This window comes from Burkholderia sp. BCC0397, from assembly GCF_902832865.1.
Lineage (GTDB): Bacteria > Pseudomonadota > Gammaproteobacteria > Burkholderiales > Burkholderiaceae > Burkholderia.
Genome location: NZ_CADFDL010000001.1, coordinates 342111 through 365710, shown reverse-complemented (window position 1 = coordinate 365710; position 23600 = coordinate 342111). Strand labels below are relative to the sequence as shown.

23 protein-coding genes are annotated in these 23600 nt (G+C 67.7%); 8 read left to right on the top strand and 15 right to left on the bottom strand.

All coding sequences use genetic code 11. From position 1 onward, the window contains the following. Positions 1 to 73 precede the first annotated feature (73 nt). From HWX03_RS01725 to HWX03_RS01690, 8 genes are all read right to left on the bottom strand, one after another. Entirely contained in the window at positions 74 to 1018 is a 945-nt protein-coding gene (locus HWX03_RS01725; protein WP_175819111.1) for a DUF6566 family protein, read from the bottom strand. Between the two features lie 738 nt (positions 1019 to 1756). Further along, positions 1757 to 2338, bottom strand: a complete 582-nt coding sequence (locus HWX03_RS01720) for a DUF3501 family protein (RefSeq protein WP_175819110.1) — start codon at positions 2336 to 2338, stop codon at positions 1757 to 1759. A gap of 29 nt (positions 2339 to 2367) precedes the next feature. After that, positions 2368 to 3705 carry a heterodisulfide reductase-related iron-sulfur binding cluster gene (locus tag HWX03_RS01715; RefSeq protein ID WP_175870027.1) on the bottom strand — a complete coding sequence of 446 codons (1338 nt, stop codon included), beginning with the start codon at positions 3703 to 3705 and terminating at the stop codon, positions 2368 to 2370. Positions 3706 to 3827: 122 nt separating this feature from the next. Beyond that, positions 3828 to 4250: a rubrerythrin family protein gene (locus HWX03_RS01710; RefSeq protein ID WP_175819108.1), complete on the bottom strand. Its 423-nt coding sequence runs from the start codon at positions 4248 to 4250 to the stop codon at positions 3828 to 3830. Between the two features lie 223 nt (positions 4251 to 4473). Next, positions 4474 to 5742 carry an RNA polymerase sigma factor gene (locus HWX03_RS01705; protein ID WP_175870026.1) on the bottom strand — a complete coding sequence of 423 codons (1269 nt, stop codon included), beginning with the start codon at positions 5740 to 5742 and terminating at the stop codon, positions 4474 to 4476. Next, positions 5739 to 6155, bottom strand: a complete 417-nt coding sequence (locus HWX03_RS01700) for a VOC family protein (protein WP_175819106.1) — start codon at positions 6153 to 6155, stop codon at positions 5739 to 5741. The genes HWX03_RS01705 and HWX03_RS01700 overlap by 4 nt, the downstream gene beginning before the upstream one ends. Positions 6156 to 6181: 26 nt before the next feature. Continuing rightward, the gene (locus HWX03_RS01695; RefSeq protein ID WP_006482945.1) at positions 6182 to 6601 is read right to left on the bottom strand and encodes a YciI family protein; all 420 of its coding nucleotides are present in this window, start codon (positions 6599 to 6601) and stop codon (positions 6182 to 6184) included. Positions 6602 to 6726: 125 nt separating this feature from the next. Next, entirely contained in the window at positions 6727 to 7080 is a 354-nt protein-coding gene (locus HWX03_RS01690) for a YciI family protein (RefSeq protein WP_006482933.1), read from the bottom strand. Between the two features lie 206 nt (positions 7081 to 7286). On the opposite strand from HWX03_RS01690, the gene HWX03_RS01685 reads away from it, so the two are divergent. From HWX03_RS01685 to HWX03_RS01670, 4 genes are all read left to right on the top strand, one after another. Beyond that, positions 7287 to 9158 carry an ExeM/NucH family extracellular endonuclease gene (locus HWX03_RS01685; protein ID WP_175870025.1) on the top strand — a complete coding sequence of 624 codons (1872 nt, stop codon included), beginning with the start codon at positions 7287 to 7289 and terminating at the stop codon, positions 9156 to 9158. Between the two features lie 285 nt (positions 9159 to 9443). Beyond that, positions 9444 to 9830, top strand: a complete 387-nt coding sequence (locus tag HWX03_RS01680; RefSeq protein WP_174433260.1) for a DUF883 family protein — start codon at positions 9444 to 9446, stop codon at positions 9828 to 9830. Positions 9831 to 9895: 65 nt separating this feature from the next. Beyond that, positions 9896 to 10480 (top strand): YSC84-related protein, encoded by a 585-nt coding sequence (locus tag HWX03_RS01675; RefSeq protein WP_174433259.1) that lies wholly within the window; start codon positions 9896 to 9898, stop codon positions 10478 to 10480. Between the two features lie 235 nt (positions 10481 to 10715). After that, positions 10716 to 11768, top strand: coding sequence for an AI-2E family transporter (locus HWX03_RS01670; RefSeq protein ID WP_174433258.1), 1053 nt, complete (start codon positions 10716 to 10718; stop codon positions 11766 to 11768). A 46-nt stretch (positions 11769 to 11814) separates the two neighbouring features. On the opposite strand, the gene HWX03_RS01665 is transcribed toward HWX03_RS01670, so the two are convergent. The 6 genes from HWX03_RS01665 to HWX03_RS01640 form a co-directional block, all read right to left on the bottom strand. Then, positions 11815 to 12315: a thioesterase gene (locus HWX03_RS01665; RefSeq protein ID WP_175870024.1), complete on the bottom strand. Its 501-nt coding sequence runs from the start codon at positions 12313 to 12315 to the stop codon at positions 11815 to 11817. 196 nt (positions 12316 to 12511) lie between these two features. Beyond that, positions 12512 to 13528: an NADP-dependent oxidoreductase gene (locus tag HWX03_RS01660; protein WP_175870023.1), complete on the bottom strand. Its 1017-nt coding sequence runs from the start codon at positions 13526 to 13528 to the stop codon at positions 12512 to 12514. A 37-nt stretch (positions 13529 to 13565) separates the two neighbouring features. Beyond that, complete coding sequence (locus HWX03_RS01655) at positions 13566 to 14354, bottom strand: SDR family oxidoreductase (protein WP_175870022.1); 789 nt, start codon at positions 14352 to 14354, stop codon at positions 13566 to 13568. 480 nt (positions 14355 to 14834) lie between these two features. Then, complete coding sequence (locus tag HWX03_RS01650; protein WP_175819102.1) at positions 14835 to 15425, bottom strand: phosphatase PAP2 family protein; 591 nt, start codon at positions 15423 to 15425, stop codon at positions 14835 to 14837. 80 nt (positions 15426 to 15505) lie between these two features. Beyond that, positions 15506 to 16822, bottom strand: coding sequence for an Nramp family divalent metal transporter (locus tag HWX03_RS01645; protein ID WP_175870021.1), 1317 nt, complete (start codon positions 16820 to 16822; stop codon positions 15506 to 15508). Then, complete coding sequence (locus HWX03_RS01640) at positions 16771 to 17835, bottom strand: helix-turn-helix domain-containing protein (protein ID WP_175870020.1); 1065 nt, start codon at positions 17833 to 17835, stop codon at positions 16771 to 16773. Before HWX03_RS01640 ends, HWX03_RS01645 begins: the two co-directional genes overlap by 52 nt. A 520-nt stretch (positions 17836 to 18355) precedes the next feature. On the opposite strand from HWX03_RS01640, the gene HWX03_RS01635 reads away from it, so the two are divergent. Then, positions 18356 to 18757, top strand: coding sequence for an OsmC family protein (locus HWX03_RS01635; RefSeq protein WP_069618571.1), 402 nt, complete (start codon positions 18356 to 18358; stop codon positions 18755 to 18757). Between the two features lie 104 nt (positions 18758 to 18861). Here the strand turns inward: HWX03_RS01635 and HWX03_RS01630 are convergent, their stop codons facing one another. Further along, positions 18862 to 19743, bottom strand: a complete 882-nt coding sequence (locus tag HWX03_RS01630) for a Dyp-type peroxidase (protein WP_175870019.1) — start codon at positions 19741 to 19743, stop codon at positions 18862 to 18864. A gap of 485 nt (positions 19744 to 20228) precedes the next feature. Here HWX03_RS01630 and HWX03_RS01625 point away from each other — a divergent pair, with 485 nt between their 5' ends. From HWX03_RS01625 to HWX03_RS01615, 3 genes are all read left to right on the top strand, one after another. Beyond that, the gene (locus HWX03_RS01625; protein WP_175870018.1) at positions 20229 to 22091 is read left to right on the top strand and encodes an ABC transporter ATP-binding protein; all 1863 of its coding nucleotides are present in this window, start codon (positions 20229 to 20231) and stop codon (positions 22089 to 22091) included. Then, positions 22091 to 22726 (top strand): GNAT family N-acetyltransferase, encoded by a 636-nt coding sequence (locus HWX03_RS01620; protein WP_347879516.1) that lies wholly within the window; start codon positions 22091 to 22093, stop codon positions 22724 to 22726. Before HWX03_RS01625 ends, HWX03_RS01620 begins: the two co-directional genes overlap by 1 nt. Positions 22727 to 22884: 158 nt before the next feature. Further along, positions 22885 to 23598, top strand: coding sequence for a riboflavin synthase subunit alpha (locus HWX03_RS01615; RefSeq protein WP_174386037.1), 714 nt, complete (start codon positions 22885 to 22887; stop codon positions 23596 to 23598). Positions 23599 to 23600: the final 2 nt, after the last annotated feature.

The window sequence follows — 23600 nt, the reverse complement described above, 5'->3', positions numbered from 1 at the left end:
AGAGATGGAGACACTGGAGTTGCGCGCGGGCATCGTGGCACACGACGGCCCGCGCGTGACACGGCAACGGCGATCAGCCCACGCGGTATGCGTATTCGCGACGCTCCGACGACTGCACGGGATCGTTGCGGCTTTCCGACAACGCGCCCGCGCGACGCTCGGCGATGAAGCGCTTGATGTCCGATTCCGCGCGCGCCAGCGCCGACAAACCGGCCAGCACTTCGCCTTGCGGCTCGCACGCCGGCGCGTCGCTCGCACCGTGGCGATCGATCCACTGGCGCGCCCACTCGAGCGCGTACTGCTCGGCTTCCTCGGCGTCGGTGAAACGCGGGCCGATCAGGCCCGAGCGTTCGACGCGCCGGTCGTCCTGCGAGATCTCGGCCCACGCGCGATACATCAGGTTCTGCACGGGCTGCGCGATGCCGCTGATCGTATAGCCGCGATACTCGTCGACCTGCGGCTCGGCCGCGGCAAAGCTCGCCGCCGACGCCCGCACATGGCGCAACTCCGCGGCCGGCGCGCCGGGCACCGTGAACGACACGTCGGAGCGGCCGTCCACCTGGTCGTCCGGCATCGTGCTCAGCGACGCACCCTCGCCCTCCCAAACGTTTGCCTGCGCAACCGGCAATTGCCACGACTCGGGGTTCTGCCAGAACACGCCGCGCAGACGGTCGTTGTCGGGCACCGGCTCCGCGCGGCGGGCCGGCACGACCGCCTCCGGCGGCGGCGGAATATACGCGAACGTACGCCCGCTGAACTGCGTCAGCACGTCGATCATCTTCAGCAGCGTGCCGTTCGCGAGCCACTCTTCGTAGCGGCGGCGGCACGTCGGCCCGGACGGATAGCGACCGGGCAGCTTTGACCAGGCTTCCCCGGTCGTCAGGATCCAGAGCACCGCGTTGGCGACGACGCGCGGTTCGGCGCGTGGACGCCCACGACGGTTCAGCCGGATGGGTTCATCGGCGATCAGCGCTGAAAGGCGAAACCACTCTTCATCGTTAAGCTCATCGAAGAACATAGTCGATCTCTCCACGCAGCCAGGCCGGGGCTGCGATTGGCGGCGCCGTCGCGACACATCGCGTCGCAGGGCGGCCCAGGTTGCACATTATGGTTATCCGGCGTTGTGCATACCGGGCGACACCGCACTTTCACGGTGCCGCGATTCCCGGCAATGGCGCACAAATCGCGGTCTCACTCCAATGTGGGAATTTTTGTGCACGAAGCATACCATCCTCAGGGTTTATCTCAATATGACAATGACTTAATGTTACGCACTGAAACAACCTGCCATGGGCGGGCAAACCATTTACGCTTGAATTTTTTTGCGAGATCTTTATGCCGGCGGCTGCAAAGGCCCGTCTGGCGGGGCTCCGCAGCGTCTGAAGAATGCCCTCGAATAGGCTGTTACCGGCTGCTCCGACCCCTCCCGGCAACAATCACCGGGATTGCTCCCTGAAATCGGTAAATCAGGGAAAAATTCGTAACAAGATATTCATGAATCGGTAAATCATTCGATTCCCGTTGAATCGAATTATCTCCATGCACAATCTTTTTATTGTTTCTCTGCGAGTGATGAAAACACGCTGACGCATTGCGCCCACTGTGTCCCCGCATGCAAATCCGTCACGCTTGTTACATCTTCGCGGCAATAGGCCAACCGGCGCGCCGCATCGCATGCGGCACGCCGGTTTCGGGTCGGAACGGAAAGGCGGGAGCCGGCGTGCGCGGCACGCGGCGGCGGTGATGAATGGCGGCGTTAGCGCAGATCGCCGGCCAGCGACGCGGCCACGTCCGTGTCGACGCGCTGCGGCGGCATCGTATAGGCCGGGTGATCGCAGCCGATCGACAGCGCCGCCCCGCCCTTGAGCGCCGCGCGCATCGGCGCATCGAACTCGAAGCGGACGAAGTGCACGGCCGACGTCTTCTCGCCGTTGTCGCGCTCGAGATCCTCGTCAGCGATCGCGTAGACGCTCGCGTGCCCGTCGACCCGCAGATACACGCGATCCTCGACGCCGATCAGCCGCGCGAGCGCCGCGCGCCGTTCGATCTCGTGCTCGTATTCGATCTGCATCGTCGCCTTCAGGTTGGTGCCGTCGGGCACCAGCGGCAGATACGCGTCGAGCTCCCCTTCGATGCCGGCTTCGTCGAAGATCTTCTCGATGTGCAGCATCTCGTGGATTTGGTAGCGGATCGTCGTCTCGTCCTCGAACAGGAAACGCAGGTGGTTGCCGAGCGCCACCGCGCGGCGGCGCTTGTACGCGACGAGCCGCGCGTGTTCGGCCTTGCGGATCTTCGCGTACGCTTCGAGCGTCAGCAGGGAGTCGCGGGTCAGCGTCATGGATATCCTCGTGGATGGCCGGCAGCGGCTCAGATGCCGTACGCGCGGCGCAACAGCGTCAGCGGATGCGCGAGCGGCGCTGGCGGCAGCCCCTTCTCGTCGATGCCCTGCACGATGTGATGGCCGGCGAGCGCGCAGTCGGACGACACGACATCCGGCCGCGGCTCGGCCATCGCCTTGAATACCGGTGCGCCGATGCGCATCGCGTCCGCATGAAACGCCTTCTTCACGCCGAACGTGCCCGCGTGGCCCGAGCACCGCTCGACGACGTTCACGCGCGTATCGGGCACGAGCGACAGCGCATCGGCCGTCTTGCGGCCGATGTTCTGCACGCGCGCATGGCACGGCACGTGATACGACACGGTGCCGAGGCCGGTCTTGAAATCGGTCTTCAGCAGCCCGTCGCGATGCCGCGCGATCACGTATTCGAATGGGTCCCAGAAAGCGTCGGCCACCGCGCGCACGGCTTCGTCGCCCGGGAACATCAGCGGCAGCTCGCTCTTGTACATCAGCACGCAGCTCGGGATCGCGCCGATCAGCGCATAGCCTTCGCGCGCGTAGCGCTCGAGCACCGGGATGTTGACGGCCCGCTTCGCGGCGACGCCGTCGAGATTGCCCTGCTCGAGCAGCGGCATCCCGCAACACGCTTCGCGCGTGACGAGTTCGTACGGGATCTCGTTGTGCGCGAGGATCGCAAGCAGGTCGTGGCCGATCCCCGGCTCGTTGAAATTCACGTAGCACGTCGCGTAGATCGCGACCTTGCCGGGCGTGCGTTCGCCGTCGCGCACGGGCGGGTTGTCCGAGCGCTCGGCGGCGCGCCGGAACGTGCGCGGCGCGAATTCCGGCAGCCACGCGTTGCGGTCGACGCCGAGCGCCGCTTCGAGCGCGTGGCGCGCGGGCGGCGTGCGGTTCACCGCGTTGACCGCCTGCGTGACGACCGGAATGCCCGCGAGACGGCCGAGCGCATCGGTATTCGACAGCACCTTGTCGCGCAGCGTCGCTTCGCCGCGTTTGTAACGCGCGGCCTTGCCGCGCAGCATCAGGTGCGGGAAGTCGACGTTCCATGCGTGCGGCGGCACGTACGGGCATTTCGTCATGTAGCAGAGGTCGCACAGATAGCACTGGTCGACGACCTTGCCGAACGCGGCCTTCGGCACTTCGTCGATGTCGCCCGTCGGCGTGTCGTCGACCAGGTCGAACAGCGCCGGAAATGCGCCGCACAGCGACACGCAGCGCCGGCAGCCGGCGCAGATGTCGAATACGCGCGTCATTTCCGCATCGATCGCGGCCTGGTCGTAGAACGCTTCGGACTGCCAGTCGAGCGGATGCCGGGTCGGCGCTTCGAGACTGCCTTCCTTGTGGGGCATGGGGCGCTCCCGCGTGGCGCGCATGTGCGCAAGCGCACCGCCCGCACGGTGCGGGCGGCGATGAACGAACAGCCGGCCGCGTGCCGGTCGCACGGCGATGCCGTGCGACCCGCGGCGGCCCGTCAGTCGACGAGACTGTCGAGCGCCTTCGTGTAGCGGTTCGCGTGGCTGCGCTCGGCCTTCGCGAGCGTCTCGAACCAGTTCGCGATTTCGTCGAAGCCTTCGTCGCGCGCGGTCTTCGCCATGCCCGGATACATGTCGGTGTATTCGTGCGTTTCGCCGGCGATCGCCGATTCGAGATTCAGCCGCGACGAACCGAACGGCAAACCCGTGGCCGGGTCGCCCACGACTTCCAGGTATTCGAGATGGCCGTGCGCATGCCCGGTTTCGCCTTCGGCGGTCGAGCGGAACAGCGCGGCGATGTCGTTCTGCCCCTCGACGTCGGCCTTCGAAGCGAAATACAGATAGCGCCGATTCGCCTGCGATTCGCCCGCGAATGCGGCCTTCAGGTTCTCTTCGGTTTTGCTGCCCTTGAGTTGAGCCATTTGCGCCTCCGTTCGAGTCGGCGCGGCCGCGTGCGACGCCGGGCCGATCAGATATGTGGGGAACGATACGTGCGCCGGGCGCGCATCGTGCTCTTCAATCTAGGCGCTTGCGTTCGCATCCCCCAATAGGCTTTTTCAATGCGGGCGATAGTGTCGGGTGCGGAGCGGCGGATGGCCAGAAAGACGGGCGCCGCACGGTGCCGCGCTCGTCATGCGCCAGGCGTCAAGCATCCATCGCGCGCTTGAGCAGCAATTCGCGCTCACGCTCGTTGCGCGTCAGTTCCGCCGCGCGGCGGAACTCCAGCTTGGCCTCGTCGGCGCGGCCGAGCTTCGCGAGCAGATCGCCGCGCACGCTCGGCAGCCAGTGATAGCGCGCCAGCGCCGGATCGTCGCGCAGCCCGTCGACGAGTTCGAGCGCCGCGGCCGGCCCGAACGCCATCCCCACCGCCACCGCGCGATTCAGCTCGACGACCGGCGACGGCGCGACTTCGGCGAGTGCGTCATACAGCGCGACGATCTGCGCCCAGTCCGTGTCCGCTGCGTGCCGCGCACGCGCATGGCACGCAGCGAGCGCGGCCTGCAGCGCATACGGCCCGCGCACGCCGCCGAGCTTCGTCGCCCGCTCCAGCGCCGCGAGGCCGCGCCGGATCAGCAACGGATCCCAGCGGCTGCGGTCCTGGTCGAGCAGCAGCACGGGCCGGCCCTGCGCGTCGATGCGCGCATGCATGCGCGACGCCTGCAGCTCCATCAGCGCGACGAGCCCGAGCACTTCGCTTTCGTCCGGCGCGAGCCCCGCCAGCACGCGGCCGAGCCGCAACGCCTCGTCGCATAGCGCCGGACGCATCCAGTCGTCGCCCGCCGTCGCCGCATGGCCTTCGTTGAACACGAGATAGATCACTTCGAGCACCGACGCGAGCCGTGCGGGCCGCGCGTCGGCGGCCGGCACCTCGAACGGCACGTGCGCGGCCGCGAGCGTGCGCTTCGCGCGCACGATCCGCTGCGCGATCGTCGGCTCGGGCGTCAGGAACGCGCGCGCGATCTCGCCCGTCGTCAGCCCGCCGAGCAGCCGCAGCGTCAGCGCGACGCGCGCGTCGGTCGACAGCACCGGGTGGCACGACGTGAAGATCAGCCGCAGCAGATCGTCGCCGATGTCGTCGTCGGTCGCGTCGGCGAGCGCGTCCGCGATGTCGGGCACGACATGCGCTTCGAGCGCGTCCATCTCGTGACCGAGCTGGTCGCGCCTCGCCGCATGGAGCGACTCCTGCCGGACGCGGTCGAGCGCGCGACGCTTCACGGCCGTCATCAGCCAGGCGGCCGGGTTGTCGGGCACGCCGTCGACGGGCCAGTGCTCGAGCGCCGCGACGAGCGTGTCCTGCGCCAGCTCCTCGGCCACGCCGACGTCGCGCACCACGCGCGCGGCGCGCGCGATGATCTTCGGCGCCTCGATTCGCCAGACCGCTTCGATCGCACGATGCGTCGCCTCATGCGTCACGACGCCTGCCCCTGGGCCGACGCATCCAGCGGCATGGCCATCAGCTCCCAAGTGTGGCCGTCCGGATCGGTGAAGCCGTGGCCGTACATGTTCGGGTACTCGCGCGGCGCCTGCGGCGCGGCCCCGCCGGCCGCCAGCGCCTTCGCGACGATCGCGTCGACTTCGGCGCGGCTGTCGCACGACAGGCACGACAACACCTGGATGTGCGTCGCCGGATCGATGATGGTCTTGTCGGTGAAGGTCTGGAAAAACGGCCGCACGAGCAGCATCGCGAAGATCGTGTCGCTGATCTGGATGCAGGCGGCCTGCTCGTTGGTATAGGCCGGCACGACCTCGAAGCCGAGCGCCTGGTAGAACGTCTTCGCGCGCGGCAGGTCGGCTACCGGCAGGTTGATGAAAACCATCTTGTGCATGACGGGTGCTCCCGGTGAGGTTGGATTCAGGCGTGGCTGCGGCCGACGTGGAGATCGCGGAACCGCTCGACCGCATCGCTCGGCGTAAGGTCGTCGAGCTCGAACAGCGGCCGCACCTCGATCTCGCAATCGAGCTCGGCGCCGAACGGCGCGGGGAACCGGCGCGTCCATTCGAGCGCCTCGTCGCGCGAACGCACCTGGATCAGCGTATAGCCGGCGATCAGCTCCTTCGTTTCGGCGAACGGGCCGTCGATCACCGTGCCCTTGCCGCCCGTGTAGCGCACGCGCCAGCCGTGGGCGCTCGACCTCAGGCCGTTGGCGTCGAGCAGCACGCCGGCCTTCGCCAGTTCCTCGTGATAGACCGTCATGGCCTCGACCAGCCGGTTGTCCGGCAATGCGTCGGATTCGCTGACGGCGTTCGCCCGGATCATGATCATGAATCGCATCGTTCACTCCTTGTCGTCGGTGGAAAGCGGCGCCCGTTCCGCAGCGCCTTACCCGGACGACGGGCGGAAGACGGCCGGATCGACACGCGCCACGACGAATCAGGGTAAATACCGAGTCGCGACGCTCACAGGAAGCACGGGCCGACCGCGCGCACCTCGACCGTGCACCATTGCGCGGCCGGGCACTGGCGCGCGATCTCGATCGCTTCTTCGCGCGTGTCGACATCGACGAGGAAGAAACCGCCGACCATCTCCTTCGCCTCGGCGAACGGACCGTCGAGCAGCCGCGTCTCGCCGTCGCGCACCTGCACGCGCGTGCCGCGCTCCGACCGTTCGAGCGACTCGACGCCACGCAGCACGCCGCGCGCCTTCAACGACTCGGCGAAATCGACCATCCGCGCATAGAGCGCCTGACCTTCGTCGAGCGTGCGCTCGGCGCGCTGTTCGGTCGGTTCGACAATCAACAGCATGTAAGACATGGATTTCTCCTGTGGGGACGGGGCGCGGCGGCATGCGCCGGGCGAGCGGCATGCGACGCCCGATGCGAAAGCGTAACAGCCGCGGAGCCGCTTGCCGCATCGTTGGCCATCCGGCACTGGCCGGACGGCCATTTCGGCCGCGGCCTGACATTTTGCCTTCAAGATGCGGTCCCGAACTGTCGGATTTTCATCCTGTGGACCGTCTCATGTCACGCCCGCTCCCCCTGTTTGCCGTTGCGCTGTTCGTGGTGTCGTCCGTCGTGCTCTCCGCGGCCGGCTTCGCCCGGCCGGCCGCCGCCGCGCTGCCGGTCAGCAGCGGCTGCGGCGGCGCAGCCACGGCGATTGCCGAGATCCGCCGCGCCGGCGGTCCGTCGCCGCTCGCCGGGCAAACGACGTCGATCGAAGCGGTCGTCACCGCGGCGTTCGGCGGCGCCGACGGCCTGGGCGGCTTCTTCGTCCAGCAGGCCGACGCGCAGCGGCAACGCCGGCCGGGCGTTCCGGAAGGCCTGTTCGTCTACGCGCCGAACGCGCGCGCCGAACCCGGCGATCTCGTGCACCTGACCGGCAAGGTCGACGAACGATACGGCCGGACACAGTTCACGCTGTCGGGCCGCATGGCCGTCTGCGCACGCGGGCAGACGGTCACGCCGGCAACGCTCACGCTGCCGGTCGCGTCGCCCGCCGTCCTGGCCGCTCACGAAGCCATGCGCGTACGCCTGCCGCAAACGCTGACGGTCAGCGATACCTACGAACTCGGCCGTTACGGCAGCATCGTGCTGAGCAACGGCCGGCTGCGCGTGCCGACCCAGGTCGCCCTGCCGGCCGACGCTGCCGCACAGGTAGCGGCCAACGCACTGAACCGCATCGTGCTCGACGACGGTTCGAGCCGCCGCGACCCGGCGAGCGTCCGCTATCCGCCGCCCGCGCTGAGCGCCGCCAACACGCTGCGCGCGGGCTACACGGTACGCGGCGTCGAAGGCGTGCTCGAGTGGCGCTACGGCACATGGCGGCTGCAACCGGTGGCCGGCACAGCACCGGTATTCGATGCCGCCGCGAACCCGCGCACCGCGGCACCGCCCCGGCATCCCGAAGCCGACGTGCGCGTCGTATCGTTCAACGTCTTCAACTATTTCAACGGCGACGGGCATGGCGGCGGATTCGACGCGCCGGCCAACCGCGGCGCGAAAACGCCCGCCGCGTTCGCGCGGCAGGAAGCGAAGATCGTCGCGGCGTTGCGCGCGCTGCGCGCCGACGTGATCGGGCTGATGGAAATCGCGAACAACGGCCACGGCGACGCGAGCGCCGTGAGGCGTCTCGCCGCGCAACTCGGCGACGGCTGGCGCGCGGTCGATCCCGGCACCGCGCGGCTGGGCCGCGACGCGATCGCGGTCGCGCTGCTGTACGACAGCCGCGCGGTCGAGCCGGTCGGGCGCGCCGCCACCATCGCACTCGGCGGCCGGCACCGCCCGTCGCTCGCGCAGACGTTCCGGCGCATCGGCGGCACACGCGCGTTCACGGTCGCGGTCAATCACCTGAAGTCGAAGAACTGCCCGCATGCGAGCGGCGTCGATCTCGACCAGTCCGACGGCCAGGGCTGCTGGAATGCGGCACGCACGCGGGCGGCCGCGCGCGTCGCCGACTGGCTCGCCACGTCGCCGACGGGTGTCGCGGCCGACGGCGTGCTGCTGATCGGCGATCTGAACAGTTATGCGAAGGAAGACCCGGTTCGCGCGCTCGAAGCGCGCGGCTACACGAACCTGGTCGCGCGCTTCGTCGGCGATGCTGCGTATAGCTACGTATTTCGCGGCGAAGCCGGCAATCTCGACCATGCGCTCGCCACACCGCAGCTCGCCGCGCGCGTGAAGGCCGTGCGGTTCTGGCACATCAATGCGGACGAACCGCTCGTCCTGCAACCCGTGCCCGATTACAAAACGTCCGCGCGACGGTCGGCTTATTACGCGCCCGACGCCTACCGCTCGTCGGACCACGATCCCGTCGTCATCGACGTCGCGCTGGACGGCAGCGGTACACGGTCGGCTGCGGGCACGAATCGTGCGCATCGATCTGGCGTTGATTAGTGCAATTGCATCAGTACGCGGCCTGCAACGGCACTATTTACCTGACGGCCCGGCAACGCCATATTTACCGGACCTTCACTGCGATCCGCTGCTCGACACGCTGCCTCGCCCCGAGACGCGAAATTTTTTCAACCGCCGCCCCGCCCCGCGTGACGGGGCTTCCGGGCGATCCCGCCGACGAATTGAAAATTTGTCTCGAAACTCAAGCGGATCAAGTGAATCACACTAGTTGCTGGGATTCGTCTTATCTTCAAATTGGCCTGGAATCAAAGGAGGATAAACACCATGGCGCTTACCGACTCGATCGAACACAAGCTGGACCGCGGCCTGTCCGACATCCGTCGCACCGGCCGACGCGTGGGCCGTACGACCCGCGCTGCCGCCCGCGACCTGCATGCCGACGTGAGCGACGATCTGCGCGGGCTGGTCGACGAACTGGAGGATCTGCTGAAAAACGATGGCGATGGCGACATCGCCGCCCTGCGCAAGCGCATCCAATCGCGGATCGACGAAGCGCGTGGCGCGCTCGACTACGCGTCGGGCAGCGCGGCCGCCCGGCTGCGCGATTCGGCCGAACGCGTGTCGCAGGTCGTGCACGAGAATCCGTGGCAGACCGCCGGCGTCGTCGCGGGCCTCGCGTTCGTCGCGGGGCTGCTCCTTTCCCGCCGTTGAACGGGGCCGGCCGCCCCGCTGCCCGCACCGTCCGTCCTCAATCAGACAACGAAGGAGAAACCGCCATGCAGAAATCCCTCGCCATGAAAGCCGCCGCTGCCGTGATGCTCGGCAGCCTCGCCCTCGCCGGCTGCACCACCACGCCTAACAAATCCGACAACGCATCCACCAGCGCATCGAAACGCGAGTCGATCGACGCGAGCGTGAACGCGACGCTGTCGCGTCTCTATTCGACGGTGCCGGGCTCACGTGAGCTCGTCGCGAAATCGCGCGGCGTGCTCGTGTTCCCGAACGTGCTGCAGGCCGGCTTCATCATCGGCGGCCAGTCGGGCAACGGCGCATTGCGCGTCGGCGGCAGCACCGTCGGCTACTACAACACGTCGTCGCTGTCGGTCGGCCTGCAGGCAGGCGCGCAGTCGAAGGCCGTCGTGTTCCTGTTCATGACGCAGGACGCGCTCGACTCGTTCCGCAAGTCCGAAGGCTGGTCGGCCGGCGCCGACGCTTCCGTCGCGGTCGTGAAGATGGGCGCGAACGGCGCGGTCGACTCCAACACGGCCACCGCACCGGTGGAAGTGCTGGTCCTGACCAACGCGGGCCTGATGGGCGACCTGTCGGTGAACGGCACGAAGGTCACCAAGCTCCACATCTGACGATGCGGCACGCGGCCTTTGCGCCGCATTCGCCTCCCGGCAGCGCCGCGGCCCCGGCCGCGGCGTTTTCGCATGTGTCTCACGCAGCGGCTATGATGGCGGCACCTTTGCGGGCATACTCCGCATGGGCCGCCCGGCGGCGCGTTGCGCCGTGAACCCTGACGTTCGCGAACCGATCGCGCACAGGGCAACGAGATTCAATCAAACCACGCATCAATCTGCGCGAATGCCACCCATGGATAGCGGACAAGACCACCAAAAATTCTTCTACTTCCTGCTGTTCGCGGTCACCGTCGGACTCTGCTGGATCCTCGCGCCGTTCTTCGGCGCCGTGTTCTGGGGCACCATTCTCGCGATCCTGTTCCAGCCCGTGCAGCGCTGGCTTGCCGCGCGCTTCGGCAAGCGGCGCAACCTGGCCGCGCTCGTCACGTTGTCGTTGATCATCCTGATCGTGATCCTGCCGCTCGTGTTCGTCGCCGGGACGCTCGTGCAGGAAATCGCGTACGTGTACCAGGAAATCAAGACCGCACAGCCGAACTATTCGCAGTACTTCCAGGACATCATTCACGCACTGCCGTCGTCGATCCAGCATCTGCTGCAGAAATACGGGCTGACCAACATCCCGGGCATCCAGAAGAAGCTGACCGACGGCGCCGCGCAGATCAGCCAGTTCGCGGCGACCCAGGCGCTCAGCATCGGCCAGAACACGTTCCAGTTCATCGTGAGCTTCGGCGTGATGCTGTACATGGTGTTCTTCCTGCTGCGCGACGGCGGCGAGATCGGCCGCCGCGTGCGCCGCGCGCTGCCGCTCGACGACGAGCACAAGAACCTGCTGCTCGCGAAATTCACGACCGTCGTGCGCGCGACCGTGAAGGGCAACATCGCGGTCGCGCTCGTGCAGGGTGCGCTCGGCGGCCTGATCTTCTGGATCCTCGGGATCGAGGGTGTCGTGCTGTGGGGCGCGCTGATGGCGTTCCTGTCGCTGCTGCCCGCGATCGGCGCGGGCCTCGTGTGGGTGCCGGCCGCGCTCTACCTGCTGATGATCGGCGCGGTCTGGAAGTGCGTGATCCTCGTCGTGTTCTGCGTCGGCGTGATCGGCCTCGTCGACAACCTGCTGCGCCCGATCCTCGTCGGCAAGGACACGAAGATGCCCGACTGGGTCGTGCTGATCTCGACGCTCGGCGGGATGGCGCTGTTCGGCATCAACGGCTTCGTGATCGGGCCGCTCGTCGCCGCGCTGTTCATGGCGAGCTGGGACATCTACGCGCGCGCCGAACAGGGCGAATGACCCGCGTCCGGCCGCCGGCGATCCGCACGCGTGCGGACATCGCCGGTCAAGGATGACGGATATGGATCACGACGGGCGCCACGGCGCCCGTTGCTTCATCCGCCGCGACCGTCATCACGCCGCCATACGGGCCGACGCGATGCACCCGGCCCGGCGCCAGCCGCACGCTTCGTTCGTCGCGCGCATCGCGCCACGTGACACGCACCGCTGCGCCGCCGTCCGGCGCGAACGGCGCGCCGTCGGGCTTGACCAGCGCCACCTGCGCACCGGGCAAGCGCCGGCCATGCGCATCGAACCGGAGCGTGGCCGTTGCCCCGCCGTCGGCCGCCTCCCGCGCGTCGACCTGCACGCCCGCCGGGGCATCGAGCGTCACGTCGTAGAGATCGACGAGCGAACCGGTGAATCGCACGACGCCGTCCGACGCGGGCTGTCCGGCCGCCATCGCGTTCGACATCGCGAGCACGACACCGAGCCCGAACACCATCCTCCGCACGGCTCCGGCGCCCACTGCCGTTGCCGATGCCGACCGCTTCGCGTTGTTGCGCATGTTCCCTCTCCTCTGCCGCGTCACCAGAAAAACAGGCGGCGTGACGCGTCGGTCACGCCGCCTGTGTGCTGGCAATCACTGTAGGGAGAGCGGCCCGGACAATATATGGGACAAGTCCTAAACTGCAGCCGCGTCGATCGAACTCAGCGCGGTCGATACGCGCCCGCGGCCCGATCCGACAGGCATGACACGCTCGTCACGCGTCCGGATCGACGCGCAGCACGAGCTTGCCGCGATGGTCGCCGTCGAACAGGCGGTTCAGCACGTCGGGCGCGTTTTCGAGACCGTCGGCCACGGTTTCCTCGGCCTTGAGCCGGCCGTCGCGCAGCCAGCCCGCGAGCGTCTGCACGGCTTCGCGGCTCTTGCGGTAGTCGAGGATCAGGAAACCGCGCATCGTCAGCCGCTTCGAGATCAGCACGCCGACGTCGTCGGCCGCGCGCCCGCTGTTGTAGTTCGAGATCACGCCGCACAGCGCGACACGCCCGCCGATCACCATCCGCGACAGCACCGCGCGCATCACCTCGCCGCCGACGTTCTCGAAGTTCACGTGCACGCCGTCCGGCGTCGCCGCCTTCAGTTGCTGGCGGAAATCGTCGGCCTTGTAGTCGACGGCCGCGTCGAAGCCGAGCGTCTCGGTCAGGTAGCGGCACTTGTCCGCGCCGCCCGCGATGCCGACCACCCGTGCGCCGTGGATCTTGCCGATCTGCCCGGCGATCGAGCCGACCGAGCCGGCCGCCGCCGACACGACGAGCGTTTCGCCCGGCTGCACCGGCGCGATGTCGGTCAGCCCGTAGTACGCGGTCAGCCCGCTCATCCCGCACGCGCCGAGCAGCGTCGGCAGCGGCAGGCCCGACTGCGCGGGCAGCTTCACGAGCTGCGCGGCCTGCTCGGCCGGCACGACCGCGTAGTCCTGCCAGCCGACGAGCCCCTGCACGAGATCGCCTTCCGCGAAATCCGCATGACGCGACGCGACCACGCGGCCGATGCCGAGCGCGCGCATCACCTCGCCGATCGCGACGGGCGGCAGGTACTGCGGCACGTCGCTCATCCACACGCGGTTGGTCGGGTCCATCGACAGATAGAGCACGTGCACGAGCACCTCGCCGTCGGCGAGCGCCGGCACCGGCGTCTCGACGAGCGAAAAATGTTCGCGGCCGACCCGCCCTTCCGGGCGCGTCTTCAGCAGCAGCTGGCGGTTCACGGGTGTCGACATGATGTTCTCCTCCAATCGTTGTGGTTCGGGATGCGCGTCAGACCGCGCACATGCCGCCGTCGATCACGAGTTCGGCGGCCGTCACGAAGCGGCTCTCGTCGGACGCGAGATATACGGCCGCGTGCGCGACGTCGTCCGGCTCGCCGAGCCGGCGAAGCGGAATGCCGCGCGCGAGCTTGCGCGTCGCGTCGCGTTCGCCGAGCGACTGGAACAGCGGCTCGACGATCCCCGTGCGGATGAACGCCGGGTGAATCGAATTGCAGCGCACGTCGATCTCGCGGCGCGCGCAGTCGATCGCGACCGACTTCGTCAGCGACGCGACCGCCGCCTTCGATGCGTTGTACGCGGTGAAGTCCGGCTCGACCTTGAATGCGGCGACCGACGAGATGTTGACGATCGACGCGGGATGGCTCTCGGCGAGGTACGACAGCGCGTGCTTGCAGCCGAGCACGATGCTCTCGACGTTGATCGCCATCACGCGCCGCCATTCGTCCAGCTCGATTTGCGCGGGCGAGCCGATCGAGCCGACGCCCGCGTTGTTGACCAGCACCGACAGCCCGCCCATCGCATCGGTCGCCTCCGCGAGCAGCGCCTGCCAGCGCGCTTCGTCGCGCACGTCCTGGGTCGCGGCGAACGCGACCGGCGTCGCGTGGCCCGCGTTGAGTTCCTGCGCGAACGCGTCGAGCACCGCCGCTTCCGCGATGTCGGTCACGAACACGCGCGCGCCCTGCTCGACCATCCGGCGCGCGATCGCGCGGCCGAGGCCGCCCGCGGCGCCCGTGATGTATGCGCACTTGCCGGCGAGGCGTGGGGAAACGATTGTCATGTGACCTGCTCCTGTCTTGAGTCGTCGTCGCGGAACGCTGCCGCGACGGGGTTTCCGTGCATCTTCCCGCCGACATACGCCGATGGCCTGCGCGCCGACATCACGACGCATCGCACGGTTTCCACAAGTATATCGAGATGAACGCGATGCAAGCCGGACCGGCCGGGCAGCCTGCCCGCGGTTGAACCACAGCCAGCGTACGCGAATGCCACCAATCGATGAAATGAATATTCGTTATGCCCGGTCATAGACATCGTTCATGACTTGCGCGTATCCGCGCCGACGCGCAAACCGGCCGGCGCGGCCGGTCGAGGGCATCAGTCGATTCGTGGATTCGCGAGATGACGAGCGTTGCCGCTCAGGGGAGGAAGCATTCGGGAAGATGACCCGGCGTGGCCTCGTGCCACCCGCCGGACGAACGCCAGAGGACGAACGCCGACGGAGAGAAGGCGGCGCCAGCGCGCCCGCCACCGGCAACCGTCAGAATCGGTCGCCCGACGGCGCGCGCACGAACGCGCAGAGCTGCGGCGAGTGCGTGTCGATCATCTGCTGGAACGGCGCGCGGTGCCCGTACGCGATGCCCGACACCAGCAGCAGGCAGACCGCCGCGACGCGCGGCGAGAACGCGCGTTGCCGCGCGCCGTCGTAGCCGCGCAGGAACACCAGCGCGACCAGCGCGCCGAGCATCCAGCCGACGACGACTTCCGGCACGGTGTGCGAGTGATCGAACACGCGCGCGACGGCCGTGATCGCGCCGATGGCCAGCCCGGCCGCGATGCCGGGCGCCTTGCCCGGCCGGAACGCCTGCCACAGCATCGACAGCGCGACCGTCCACACGGACGTCGACAGCATCGTATGGCCGCTGATCACGCGGAAATCGAATTGCGGAAGCTCGATGCCGCATCCGGCATACAGGATCTTCGTGGCGCCGACAACGCCCATGCCGGCGGCCAGCAGCACACCCCAGCGGGCGGCGAGGCGCCAGTCGGTCAGCACGAGCCATACCGCGCAGGTCAGCGCGATCGGCAAGGTCAGCGCGGCATCGCCGATATTGCTGATTTCACTCCACATAACGGACTTCGGGGACGATCGAAAGGCCAGAGTTTACCGCAAGCGCACGCCGCACCTGTGTCAGCCTGTGACAGGCTGTATCAGCCCGCGACACCGGTAATCAACAGCAGGTTCGTGCCGGTGATCACGGCGAACAGCGCCCATGCGGCCACCTGCGTCCCGCGGCCGATCGCGTGGTCGCCCATCGTGCCGCGGTCGCTGACCGAGCGGATCAGCGGCCACATCGCGAACGGCAACTGCAGGCTCAGCAGCACCTGGCTCCATACGAGCAGTTGTCCGACCGAGCCGTCGCCGAGCCACAGCACGCCGATCAGCGCCGGCACGAGCGCGAGCCCGCGCGTGATCAGCCGGCGCTGATAACACGGGATCTTCGTATGCAGGAAACCGTCCATGATCACCTGGCCGGCGATCGTGCCGGTCAGCGTCGAGCTCTGCCCCGACGCGAGCAGCGCGATGCCGAACAACAGCGCGGCCGCGCCGCCCGCGATCGGCGTGATCAGCCGGTACGCCTGCTCGATGTCGGTCACGTCGTGCTGGCCCGTCGCATGAAACGCCGCACCCGCGACGACGAGGATCGCCGTGTTGACGAGCATCGCGACGAACAGCGACACGCAGGTATCGATGCGCACGAGCGCCAGCGTGTCGCGGATCACGCCGCGCGCGCCGCCGACGACGTGCCGCGTCTGCACGACCGACGAATGCAGGTACAGGTTGTGCGGCATGATCGTCGCGCCGACGATGCCGAGCGCGAGCACGATCGCGTCCTTGCGGTCGTGGCCCGGGTCGCCCGGCACGAGCCCGCCGACCACCGCATGCCAGTCGGGCGGCGTGATCGCCACCTGCGCGACGAAGCAGAACGCCATCGTCGCGATCAGCCCGAGCACGATCGCCTCGATCTGCCGGAACCCCTTGCCCTGCAGGCCGAGCACGATCACCGTGTCGAGCGCGGTGAGCACGACGCCCCATGCGAGCGGCACGCCGAGCAGCAGCTTGAACGCGAGCGCGCAGCCGAGCACTTCCGCGATGTCGCACGCGATGATCGACACTTCGGCGGTGATCCACTGCACGACGCGGCCGAGGCGGCCGTAGCGTTCGTAGCTGGCCTGCGCGAGATCCTTGCCCGCGACGAGGCCGAGCCGCGCCGCGAGCATCTGCAGGAAGATCGCCGCGAGGCTCGAGAACGCGACGACCCACAGCAGCGAATAGCCGAACTGCGAGCCGGCCTGGATATCGGTCGCCCAGTTGCCGGGATCCATATAGCCGATCGCGACCAGCAGGCCGGGGCCGAAGAAACGCCTGAGCTTCTGCCAGCGCGGCGCGGCGGCATCGATCGTGATGCTGCCCTTTACTTCCGACGGGCAGAAAGGGGCGGTGGCGGTAGTGGGGAGGAAAGGCATGGAAACCGGGAATCGAGGTCGCGACACGACGATTCTACGGGTATCCGGCCCGTTTTCCCGTGCTCGGCCACGCACGCGTCGCATCCCGCCCCGTCGCCGTCGCAACACGCGGCGGCGGCCCCGTCATCCGGATCGGGCGACGCCGCGCCGTGCGCGAGGATTTTTTCCCGCTCGGCGACGCGAAATTCGGTCGGCGACATCAACAGGCGCTGACGAAACAGCTTCGCGAGCCGCTCGCCGCTGCCGAACCCGGTGCGCCGCGCGACCTTGTCGGCCGGCAGCGTCGTATGGATCAGCATGTGGCACGCACGTTCGAGCCGCACGTGCTGGACGAACTCGGTCGGCGTCACGCCGATTTCCTTCTTGAAGCGCCGCAGGAAATTGCGCTCGCTCATCGCGGCCGCCTGCGCGGCGTTCGCGATCGAGATGCGGTTCACGCTCTGCGCGCGCAGCCGCTGCGCGGACATCCGGATCGACGGGCTCGCGCTCAGTTCGCGGAATGCCCACATCGACTGCACATAGCGCTGCTCGACCGGCCGCATCATGTTGCTGGCGATCTCCTGCGCGGCGCCGTCGCCGAGGTCGGCGCGGAACATGTCGAGCGCGGCGGCAAACACGTCGGTTTCGCCGGCCTGCGATTCGATCGTCGTGGTGGCGCGGCGCCCGGCCCTGCCCGGCCGCCCGTCGATCGACGACGACGGCCGCCGCGTGGCGGCGAGCGCGGGCAGATCCATCGCGTCGACGATCCAGCGCGCATGCAGGCGAATGTCGGTCAGGCGCCGCTGCAATGCGTCGTCCCAGTTGACGGCCGCACGGTCGCCATGAAGATGAAAGAACGCGAGCGCACGGCGGCTGTGTTCGTCGCCGAGCGGATCGGCCGCGATTCTCACGCCGGACGACGACTGCAACAGTCCCCCGCTTTCGGAGACGTACTTGAGCTGGTAATCCACGCCGTACCCATGCAGGCGATTCGCCAGGTTGAAGGCCTCGCCAAGACGCGCGGCCTGGGCCAACGAAAAACCCGTACTCAAATAGATGATGACCCATCGCTGATCTGCTGCATTCACTGGCCAAGCCCCCGACTTGTTCGACTTCTTCTAATACCGTCGAACTGTCAGGCTTATATTTGGTTTGAATGCGTGCGACAGGACGGCTATCCCGAAATATGAAGCGACGGCATCTTAGCCGAACGGGTAGTGCCTTTGGCGCGAAATGGCCGACCGGGACAGCATGATGGCGGATTACTACAGGCTGCCGCGCGCCGCTGGTATGCAGGCACAGAATCGCGTATGCGATGCGGCCGATTGTTGCGGTCGTCGTGCGTAATGACATGCGTGTTCGATGGCGTTGCGCAGCGGTCAAGCGGGCGCTCGCGTATCGGCGCGAACGGCATCGACACGCGTCGAACGCGTGCGATCGCCGCGTATGCCAACCGGCGCATCCGTTGCCTGCGCATCCTTTAGAATCGATCCGTCCTTCACCACGCCGCCACGCGGCGCCCGCTTTCCTTGATCCGCTTACCGGAGACTTGCCATGTCGCTCATCCACGCCGCCGCCGTCCTCGATGCCGACGCGCCCGACTACGTCGTCCAGTTGCAGGCCGGCACGCATGCGCTGACCGGCGACGAAGCGCCGCGCGAAGGCGGCCAGGATCGCGGGCCGGCACCGTACGAGTTCGTGCTGGCCGGGCTCGCACAATGCACGGCCGCGACGCTGCGCATGTATATGCAGCGCAAGACGTGGCCGGCCGCGCGCATCGCCGTGCGCACCGAGCTGCATGCCGATCGCGAAGGCGTGCAATACGTGCGCCGCGTCGTGACGCTCGACGGCCCGCTCGACGACGCGCAACGCCAGCGTCTCGCGGAAATCTGCGAGAAAACCCCGGTGACGCAGTTCATCAAGCGCGGCACGCGGATCGACACGACGTTGAACTGACGCACGCGGCAGGCCGTACGCACTGCCACTTGAAAGCCTGAAAAACGAAACGGGCGGGCCGCGCATCCAGCGCGACCCGCCCGTTCATCGATCCTGCCCGGCGCTTACAGTCCGAGCGCGGCGAGATCCAGCTTGCCGTCCTTCATCGGCGGGCACCAGAAATACGCGCCCGTCAGCGGCCGCGTGAAGCGGAACAGGCCGTCGACGATGCCGTCTTCCGCGCCGCTCATCCGGCGCATCTGCACGTCGAACGCGCGGAACGAGCAGCCGAACGCGACGAAGTAGAGGCCCGCACGGCGCGTGTCCGACCACGGCGACGAACGGCGCAGCATGAACGCCTCGGGCGCGAAGCTCTCCTGCGCGGTGCGCTTCACGTGCGCGAATTCGGGCGCGTCGTCGAGTTCCTCGTTGTCCGAACGGCGACGCCCGATGATGTGGTCCATGTCGCCCGACGCAATGCGCTCCATCTGGTCGAAGTCGTGCACCCACTGCTGCACCGCGACGAAGCTCGAACCGTCGAGCCCCGCGCCCTGCCCCGTCACGATCGCCGCGGCCACCGCGTCGTCGCCTTCCGGGTTCTCGGTGCCGTCCTCGTAGCCGGACAGGTCGCGATCGTTCGAATAACGGAAGCCGTCGACGGCATCCTGCAGCGCGAATGCCGGCGCCAGCGCGCGTTCGATCGCCCGCGCGCGCAGCACGATCTCGCCGCGGTCGTCCGAGCGCAGCCAGACCCACACGTCGGCCGGCGTCGCCGGCAGCGTGCGGTCGTTCACCGCGAACGCCGGGTAGTCGGTCAGGCCCGGCACCGGATGCCCGAGATAGGCAGCCAGCGCGTGCCCGAAACCGACGACCGTGTCGCGTCCGTCGACGATCTCGCGCAGCGCGGCCAGCGCCGCAGCAACATTGCCGTCATTCGACATCGTGAAAGTCAGGTATCGGGCTGCCGTATCGATCGGAGCCAGGATGCCGTGCTGAACGTCGCTCATCGTTTCCTCGGGAATGGTTCGGAATGAATCCGGGCGGGCGCGCATCGTCGCGCGCCGCGGACGCGGAAGTGTAATCGATGCGCCCGCCGGCCCGAGCCCGCCATCGCGCAACGTACGCGAAAAGGGGCCAAAACCCTGAATACTAACCGTATCGACGCAGCAACGCCGCATTCGTCAGACGTTGCGGCGCGCGCGACTGTCCTGCTAAAATCTTTTCCACGTCTTTTCGGCGTCCTTTCAACCGTTCACTTCAGGGGAGGTGCAGATGTTCCGAATGCCAGCAACCTTCCCGAACGTGGTCCCACGGCGCAGCTGATCCAGCCCGCCGTCCGCGCCGGCTCCCGAGTTTTCCGCTAACCCGTCAGCCGCGCTTTTCCCGACAGCCCGTTTCGTTCCGCCCGCGTGTTTCGCGCGGCCCGGCTGTTGCGTTTTCGACGTTCTCCGAACCGGAAAGTCCCGTCGCGCGATGCGCCGGGCAACGATACATGACCAGAAAAACCTCCCATCTGGGCGGCCATGCATTCCAGGCCGTCTTCGGCTTCACCATCCGCTACTGGCGCAAGCAGCCGGCGCGCATCGCCACGGTCGCGAGCCTCGCGCTGCTCGCCGCGCTCGCCGACGTCCTCACGCCGCTGTTCGCCGGCCGCCTCGTCGACGCGCTGTCGACCGGCCTGACCGACCGCGCCGCCGCGTGGCATTCGGCCCTCGTCGCGTTCGGCACGCTCACCGCGCTCGGCATCGGCGCGACGGTGCTGCGCCAGGGCGTCTACCTGAACATCATCACGCTCACGCTGAAGATGATGAGCGAGATCGCCGCCGCGTCGTTCCACCGCGTGCAGCGCTTCTCGACCGACTGGCACGCGAACAGCTTCGCGGGCTCGACCGTGCGCAAGATCACGCGCGGGATCTGGGCGCTCGACCTGCTCAACGACACCGTGCTGATCGCGCTGCTGCCGTCGGTCACGATGCTGGTCGGCGCGACCGTGCTGCTCGGCACGCACTGGCCCGTGATGGGGCTCGTCGTCGGTGCGGGTTCGCTGCTGTACATCGCGGTGACGGTCGGGGTGTCGCTCGGCATCGTCGCGCCGGCCGCCCGGCTCGGCAACCTGTGGGATACGCGCATGGGCGGCGCGCTGGCCGACGCCGTCAGCTGCAACGCGGTCGTCAAGGCGTTCGGCGCGGAAACGCGCGAGGAAGCGCGGCTCGCGCGCGTGATCGGCAAGTGGCGGCAGCGCACGCGCCGTACGTGGGTGCGCGGCACGTTCAACGGCGGGTTGCAGGGCGCGATGCTCGTCGCGATGCAGGCCGCGATGATCGGCGTCGCACTGCGGCTGTGGATGAACGACGAGGCGAGCGTCGGCGACATCGCGTTCGCGCTGACGATGTTCTTCATGCTGCAGGGTTACCTGCGCGACGTCGGCATGCACATCCGCAACCTGCAGCGCTCGGTCAACGACCTGGAAGAACTCGTCGCGCTCGAACGCCAGCCGCTCGGCATCGACGATCGCCCCGGCGCGCCGGCCATCCGGATCGGGCAAGGCGAGATCCGCTTCGAGCACGTGACGTTCCGCTACGGCAACCATCCGGTGCCGCTGTACGACGATTTCTCGATGCGGATCGCGCCCGGCGAACGCGTCGGCCTCGTCGGCCATTCGGGGTCGGGCAAGACGACGTTCATCAAGCTGATCCAGCGCCTGTACGACGTGTCGGGCGGCCGCATCACGATCGACGGCCAGGACATCGCGCAGGTGCGGCAGGAGTCGCTGCGCAGCCAGATCGCGATCGTCCAGCAGGAGCCGGTGCTGTTCCACCGCACGCTCGCGGAGAACATCGCGTATGCGCGCCCCGGCGCGAGCCGCGCCGACATCGAGCGCGCCGCGCGTCAGGCCAGCGCGCACGACTTCATCGTCGCGCTGCCGGCCGGCTACGACACGCTCGTCGGCGAACGCGGGATCAAGCTGTCGGGCGGCGAGCGCCAGCGCGTCGCGATCGCGCGTGCGTTCCTCGCCGATGCGCCGATCCTGATCCTCGACGAAGCGACGTCGAGCCTCGACAGCGAAAGCGAGCTGCTGATCCAGCAGGCGATGGAGCGGCTGATGGTCGGCCGCACGACGCTCGTCGTCGCGCACCGGTTGTCGACCGTGCGTGCGCTCGACCGGCTGCTGGTGCTCGATCGCGGCAAGGTGATCGAGGAAGGCAACCACGACGCGCTGATCCGCATCGACGGCGGGATTTATCGGCGGCTGTTCGAGCGGCAGGCGCTGGAGCTGGCGAAGGGGCTCGCCGATTCGCCGCGGCGCGTGGCGGATCGCGATGCCGGGCCGCTGGGGGAGCCGGCGGAGGTTTGATGCAGGCTGGTCGTCACGTGGCCCGGCGAAATGGCTTCGATCGCCGGGCCATGTCGGCGATCCGATTGGCGTGGTCGACGCACGACGAGGCAACGATGCTGCAACCGGACGAAACCCGTATCGAATCGAATCGCCTTTCGCTCGCACCGTTCTCGGCGAACGACGCGGATGCGACGCTTGCATGCATTACGCCGTCGCTGACTCGCTATATGGGCTGGGACCCTCCGGCCGACAGGGAAAGTTTCGATCGCATCTGGCAGACGTGGCTGCATGCACAAGCCGCCGGCACAGACTACGTGTTCGTGATTCGACAACGCGACGGCGGAGTTTTCCTCGGCCTGGTGGGGGTTCATCACGTCAAGCAAGCCATCCCGGAATTGGGCGTCTGGATCCGCGAAGATCGGCATCGCGAAGGGATCGGACGAGAGGCGGTCAGGCTCGTCGTGGAATGGGCGTGCGTGACGCTCAACGTTCAGCGCTTCAACTATCCCGTCGCCGAAGAGAACCATCCGAGCCGACGTATCGCCGAGTCCCTCGGCGGCACTGTAACGGGTCACGGCGAGACCCCGAAATTCGTGTCGGTCATTTATCAGATACCGGCCCCGGTGACATGCGAAAGCCCCGGGCAGGCATAGGCGGTCGACTCGCGACGATCGACCTTGTTCGCAGTGATCCTGCCCGCGGCCGGGGCTTCCACGAAAGCGGCCTGCCGCCGTCAGGCCGCCGCCGTCACGCGCCCCTCCCGCGGATCACTTATCATGTCGGCCAGCAAATGGGCGACAAGGGATCGATCATGTTTACAGGCATTGTTCAGGGTGTTGGCACCATCAACGCCATCAAGGATCACGGCGAGCTGAGGACGTTCAGCATCGAATTCCCGGAGCGGTTCACCGACGATATCGAGATCGGCGCGAGCGTGTCGGTCGATGGCGTGTGCCTGACGGTGACGACCCTCCATTCGCCGGTGCTGATCGACTTCGACGTGATGCTGCCGAGCCTGCGGATCACCACGCTGGCCGACCTCACGACCGGCGCGCGGGTCAACGTCGAGCGGGCCGCGAAGGACGGCGCGGAGATCGGCGGGCATCCGCTGTCCGGTCATGTCGATTTCACGGGGACCATCGCGCACATCGCATCGTCCGAGCACAACCGGATGATCCGCATCGGCGTACCTGCCGAGTTCAAGCGCTACGTGTTCGCGAAGGGCTACATCGCGATCAACGGCTGCAGCCTCACCGTGTCGGACGTCAATCGCGACGAAGGCTGGTTCGACGTGTGGCTGATTCCCGAAACGCGCCGCGCGACCACGTTCGATGCGAAGGGCGTCAACGACAAGGTCAACATCGAGATCGAACGCAGCACGCAGGTCGTCGTGGATACGATCCGGGAATCGGTCAAGGAAACGCTCGGCGAATTGAACGGCGTCGTCACCGCGCTGCTGGCGGAAAAAGGCATCGATATCGAGGAACTGCTCGCGCGCAACGTCGCGCGGCTGCCGAAGCAGTAAAG

What these genes read in the sequence shown, in the direction of transcription:
- HWX03_RS01725 (WP_175819111.1), bottom strand. Translation starts at nt 1,018, where the DNA reads ATGTTCTTCGATGAGCTTAACGATGAAGAGTGGTTTCGCCTTTCAGCG.
- HWX03_RS01720 (WP_175819110.1), bottom strand. Translation starts at nt 2,338, where the DNA reads ATGACGCTGACCCGCGACTCCCTGCTGACGCTCGAAGCGTACGCGAAG.
- HWX03_RS01715 (WP_175870027.1), bottom strand. Translation starts at nt 3,705, where the DNA reads ATGCCCCACAAGGAAGGCAGTCTCGAAGCGCCGACCCGGCATCCGCTC.
- HWX03_RS01710 (WP_175819108.1), bottom strand. Translation starts at nt 4,250, where the DNA reads ATGGCTCAACTCAAGGGCAGCAAAACCGAAGAGAACCTGAAGGCCGCA.
- HWX03_RS01700 (WP_175819106.1), bottom strand. Translation starts at nt 6,155, where the DNA reads ATGCACAAGATGGTTTTCATCAACCTGCCGGTAGCCGACCTGCCGCGC.
- HWX03_RS01695 (WP_006482945.1), bottom strand. Translation starts at nt 6,601, where the DNA reads ATGCGATTCATGATCATGATCCGGGCGAACGCCGTCAGCGAATCCGAC.
- HWX03_RS01690 (WP_006482933.1), bottom strand. Translation starts at nt 7,080, where the DNA reads ATGTCTTACATGCTGTTGATTGTCGAACCGACCGAACAGCGCGCCGAG.
- HWX03_RS01685 (WP_175870025.1), top strand. Translation starts at nt 7,287, where the DNA reads ATGTCACGCCCGCTCCCCCTGTTTGCCGTTGCGCTGTTCGTGGTGTCG.
- HWX03_RS01680 (WP_174433260.1), top strand. Translation starts at nt 9,444, where the DNA reads ATGGCGCTTACCGACTCGATCGAACACAAGCTGGACCGCGGCCTGTCC.
- HWX03_RS01675 (WP_174433259.1), top strand. Translation starts at nt 9,896, where the DNA reads ATGCAGAAATCCCTCGCCATGAAAGCCGCCGCTGCCGTGATGCTCGGC.
- HWX03_RS01670 (WP_174433258.1), top strand. Translation starts at nt 10,716, where the DNA reads ATGGATAGCGGACAAGACCACCAAAAATTCTTCTACTTCCTGCTGTTC.
- HWX03_RS01665 (WP_175870024.1), bottom strand. Translation starts at nt 12,315, where the DNA reads ATGCGCAACAACGCGAAGCGGTCGGCATCGGCAACGGCAGTGGGCGCC.
- HWX03_RS01660 (WP_175870023.1), bottom strand. Translation starts at nt 13,528, where the DNA reads ATGTCGACACCCGTGAACCGCCAGCTGCTGCTGAAGACGCGCCCGGAA.
- HWX03_RS01655 (WP_175870022.1), bottom strand. Translation starts at nt 14,354, where the DNA reads ATGACAATCGTTTCCCCACGCCTCGCCGGCAAGTGCGCATACATCACG.
- HWX03_RS01650 (WP_175819102.1), bottom strand. Translation starts at nt 15,425, where the DNA reads ATGTGGAGTGAAATCAGCAATATCGGCGATGCCGCGCTGACCTTGCCG.
- HWX03_RS01645 (WP_175870021.1), bottom strand. Translation starts at nt 16,822, where the DNA reads ATGCCTTTCCTCCCCACTACCGCCACCGCCCCTTTCTGCCCGTCGGAA.
- HWX03_RS01635 (WP_069618571.1), top strand. Translation starts at nt 18,356, where the DNA reads ATGTCGCTCATCCACGCCGCCGCCGTCCTCGATGCCGACGCGCCCGAC.
- HWX03_RS01630 (WP_175870019.1), bottom strand. Translation starts at nt 19,743, where the DNA reads ATGAGCGACGTTCAGCACGGCATCCTGGCTCCGATCGATACGGCAGCC.
- HWX03_RS01625 (WP_175870018.1), top strand. Translation starts at nt 20,229, where the DNA reads ATGACCAGAAAAACCTCCCATCTGGGCGGCCATGCATTCCAGGCCGTC.
- HWX03_RS01620 (WP_347879516.1), top strand. Translation starts at nt 22,091, where the DNA reads ATGCAGGCTGGTCGTCACGTGGCCCGGCGAAATGGCTTCGATCGCCGG.
- HWX03_RS01615 (WP_174386037.1), top strand. Translation starts at nt 22,885, where the DNA reads ATGTTTACAGGCATTGTTCAGGGTGTTGGCACCATCAACGCCATCAAG.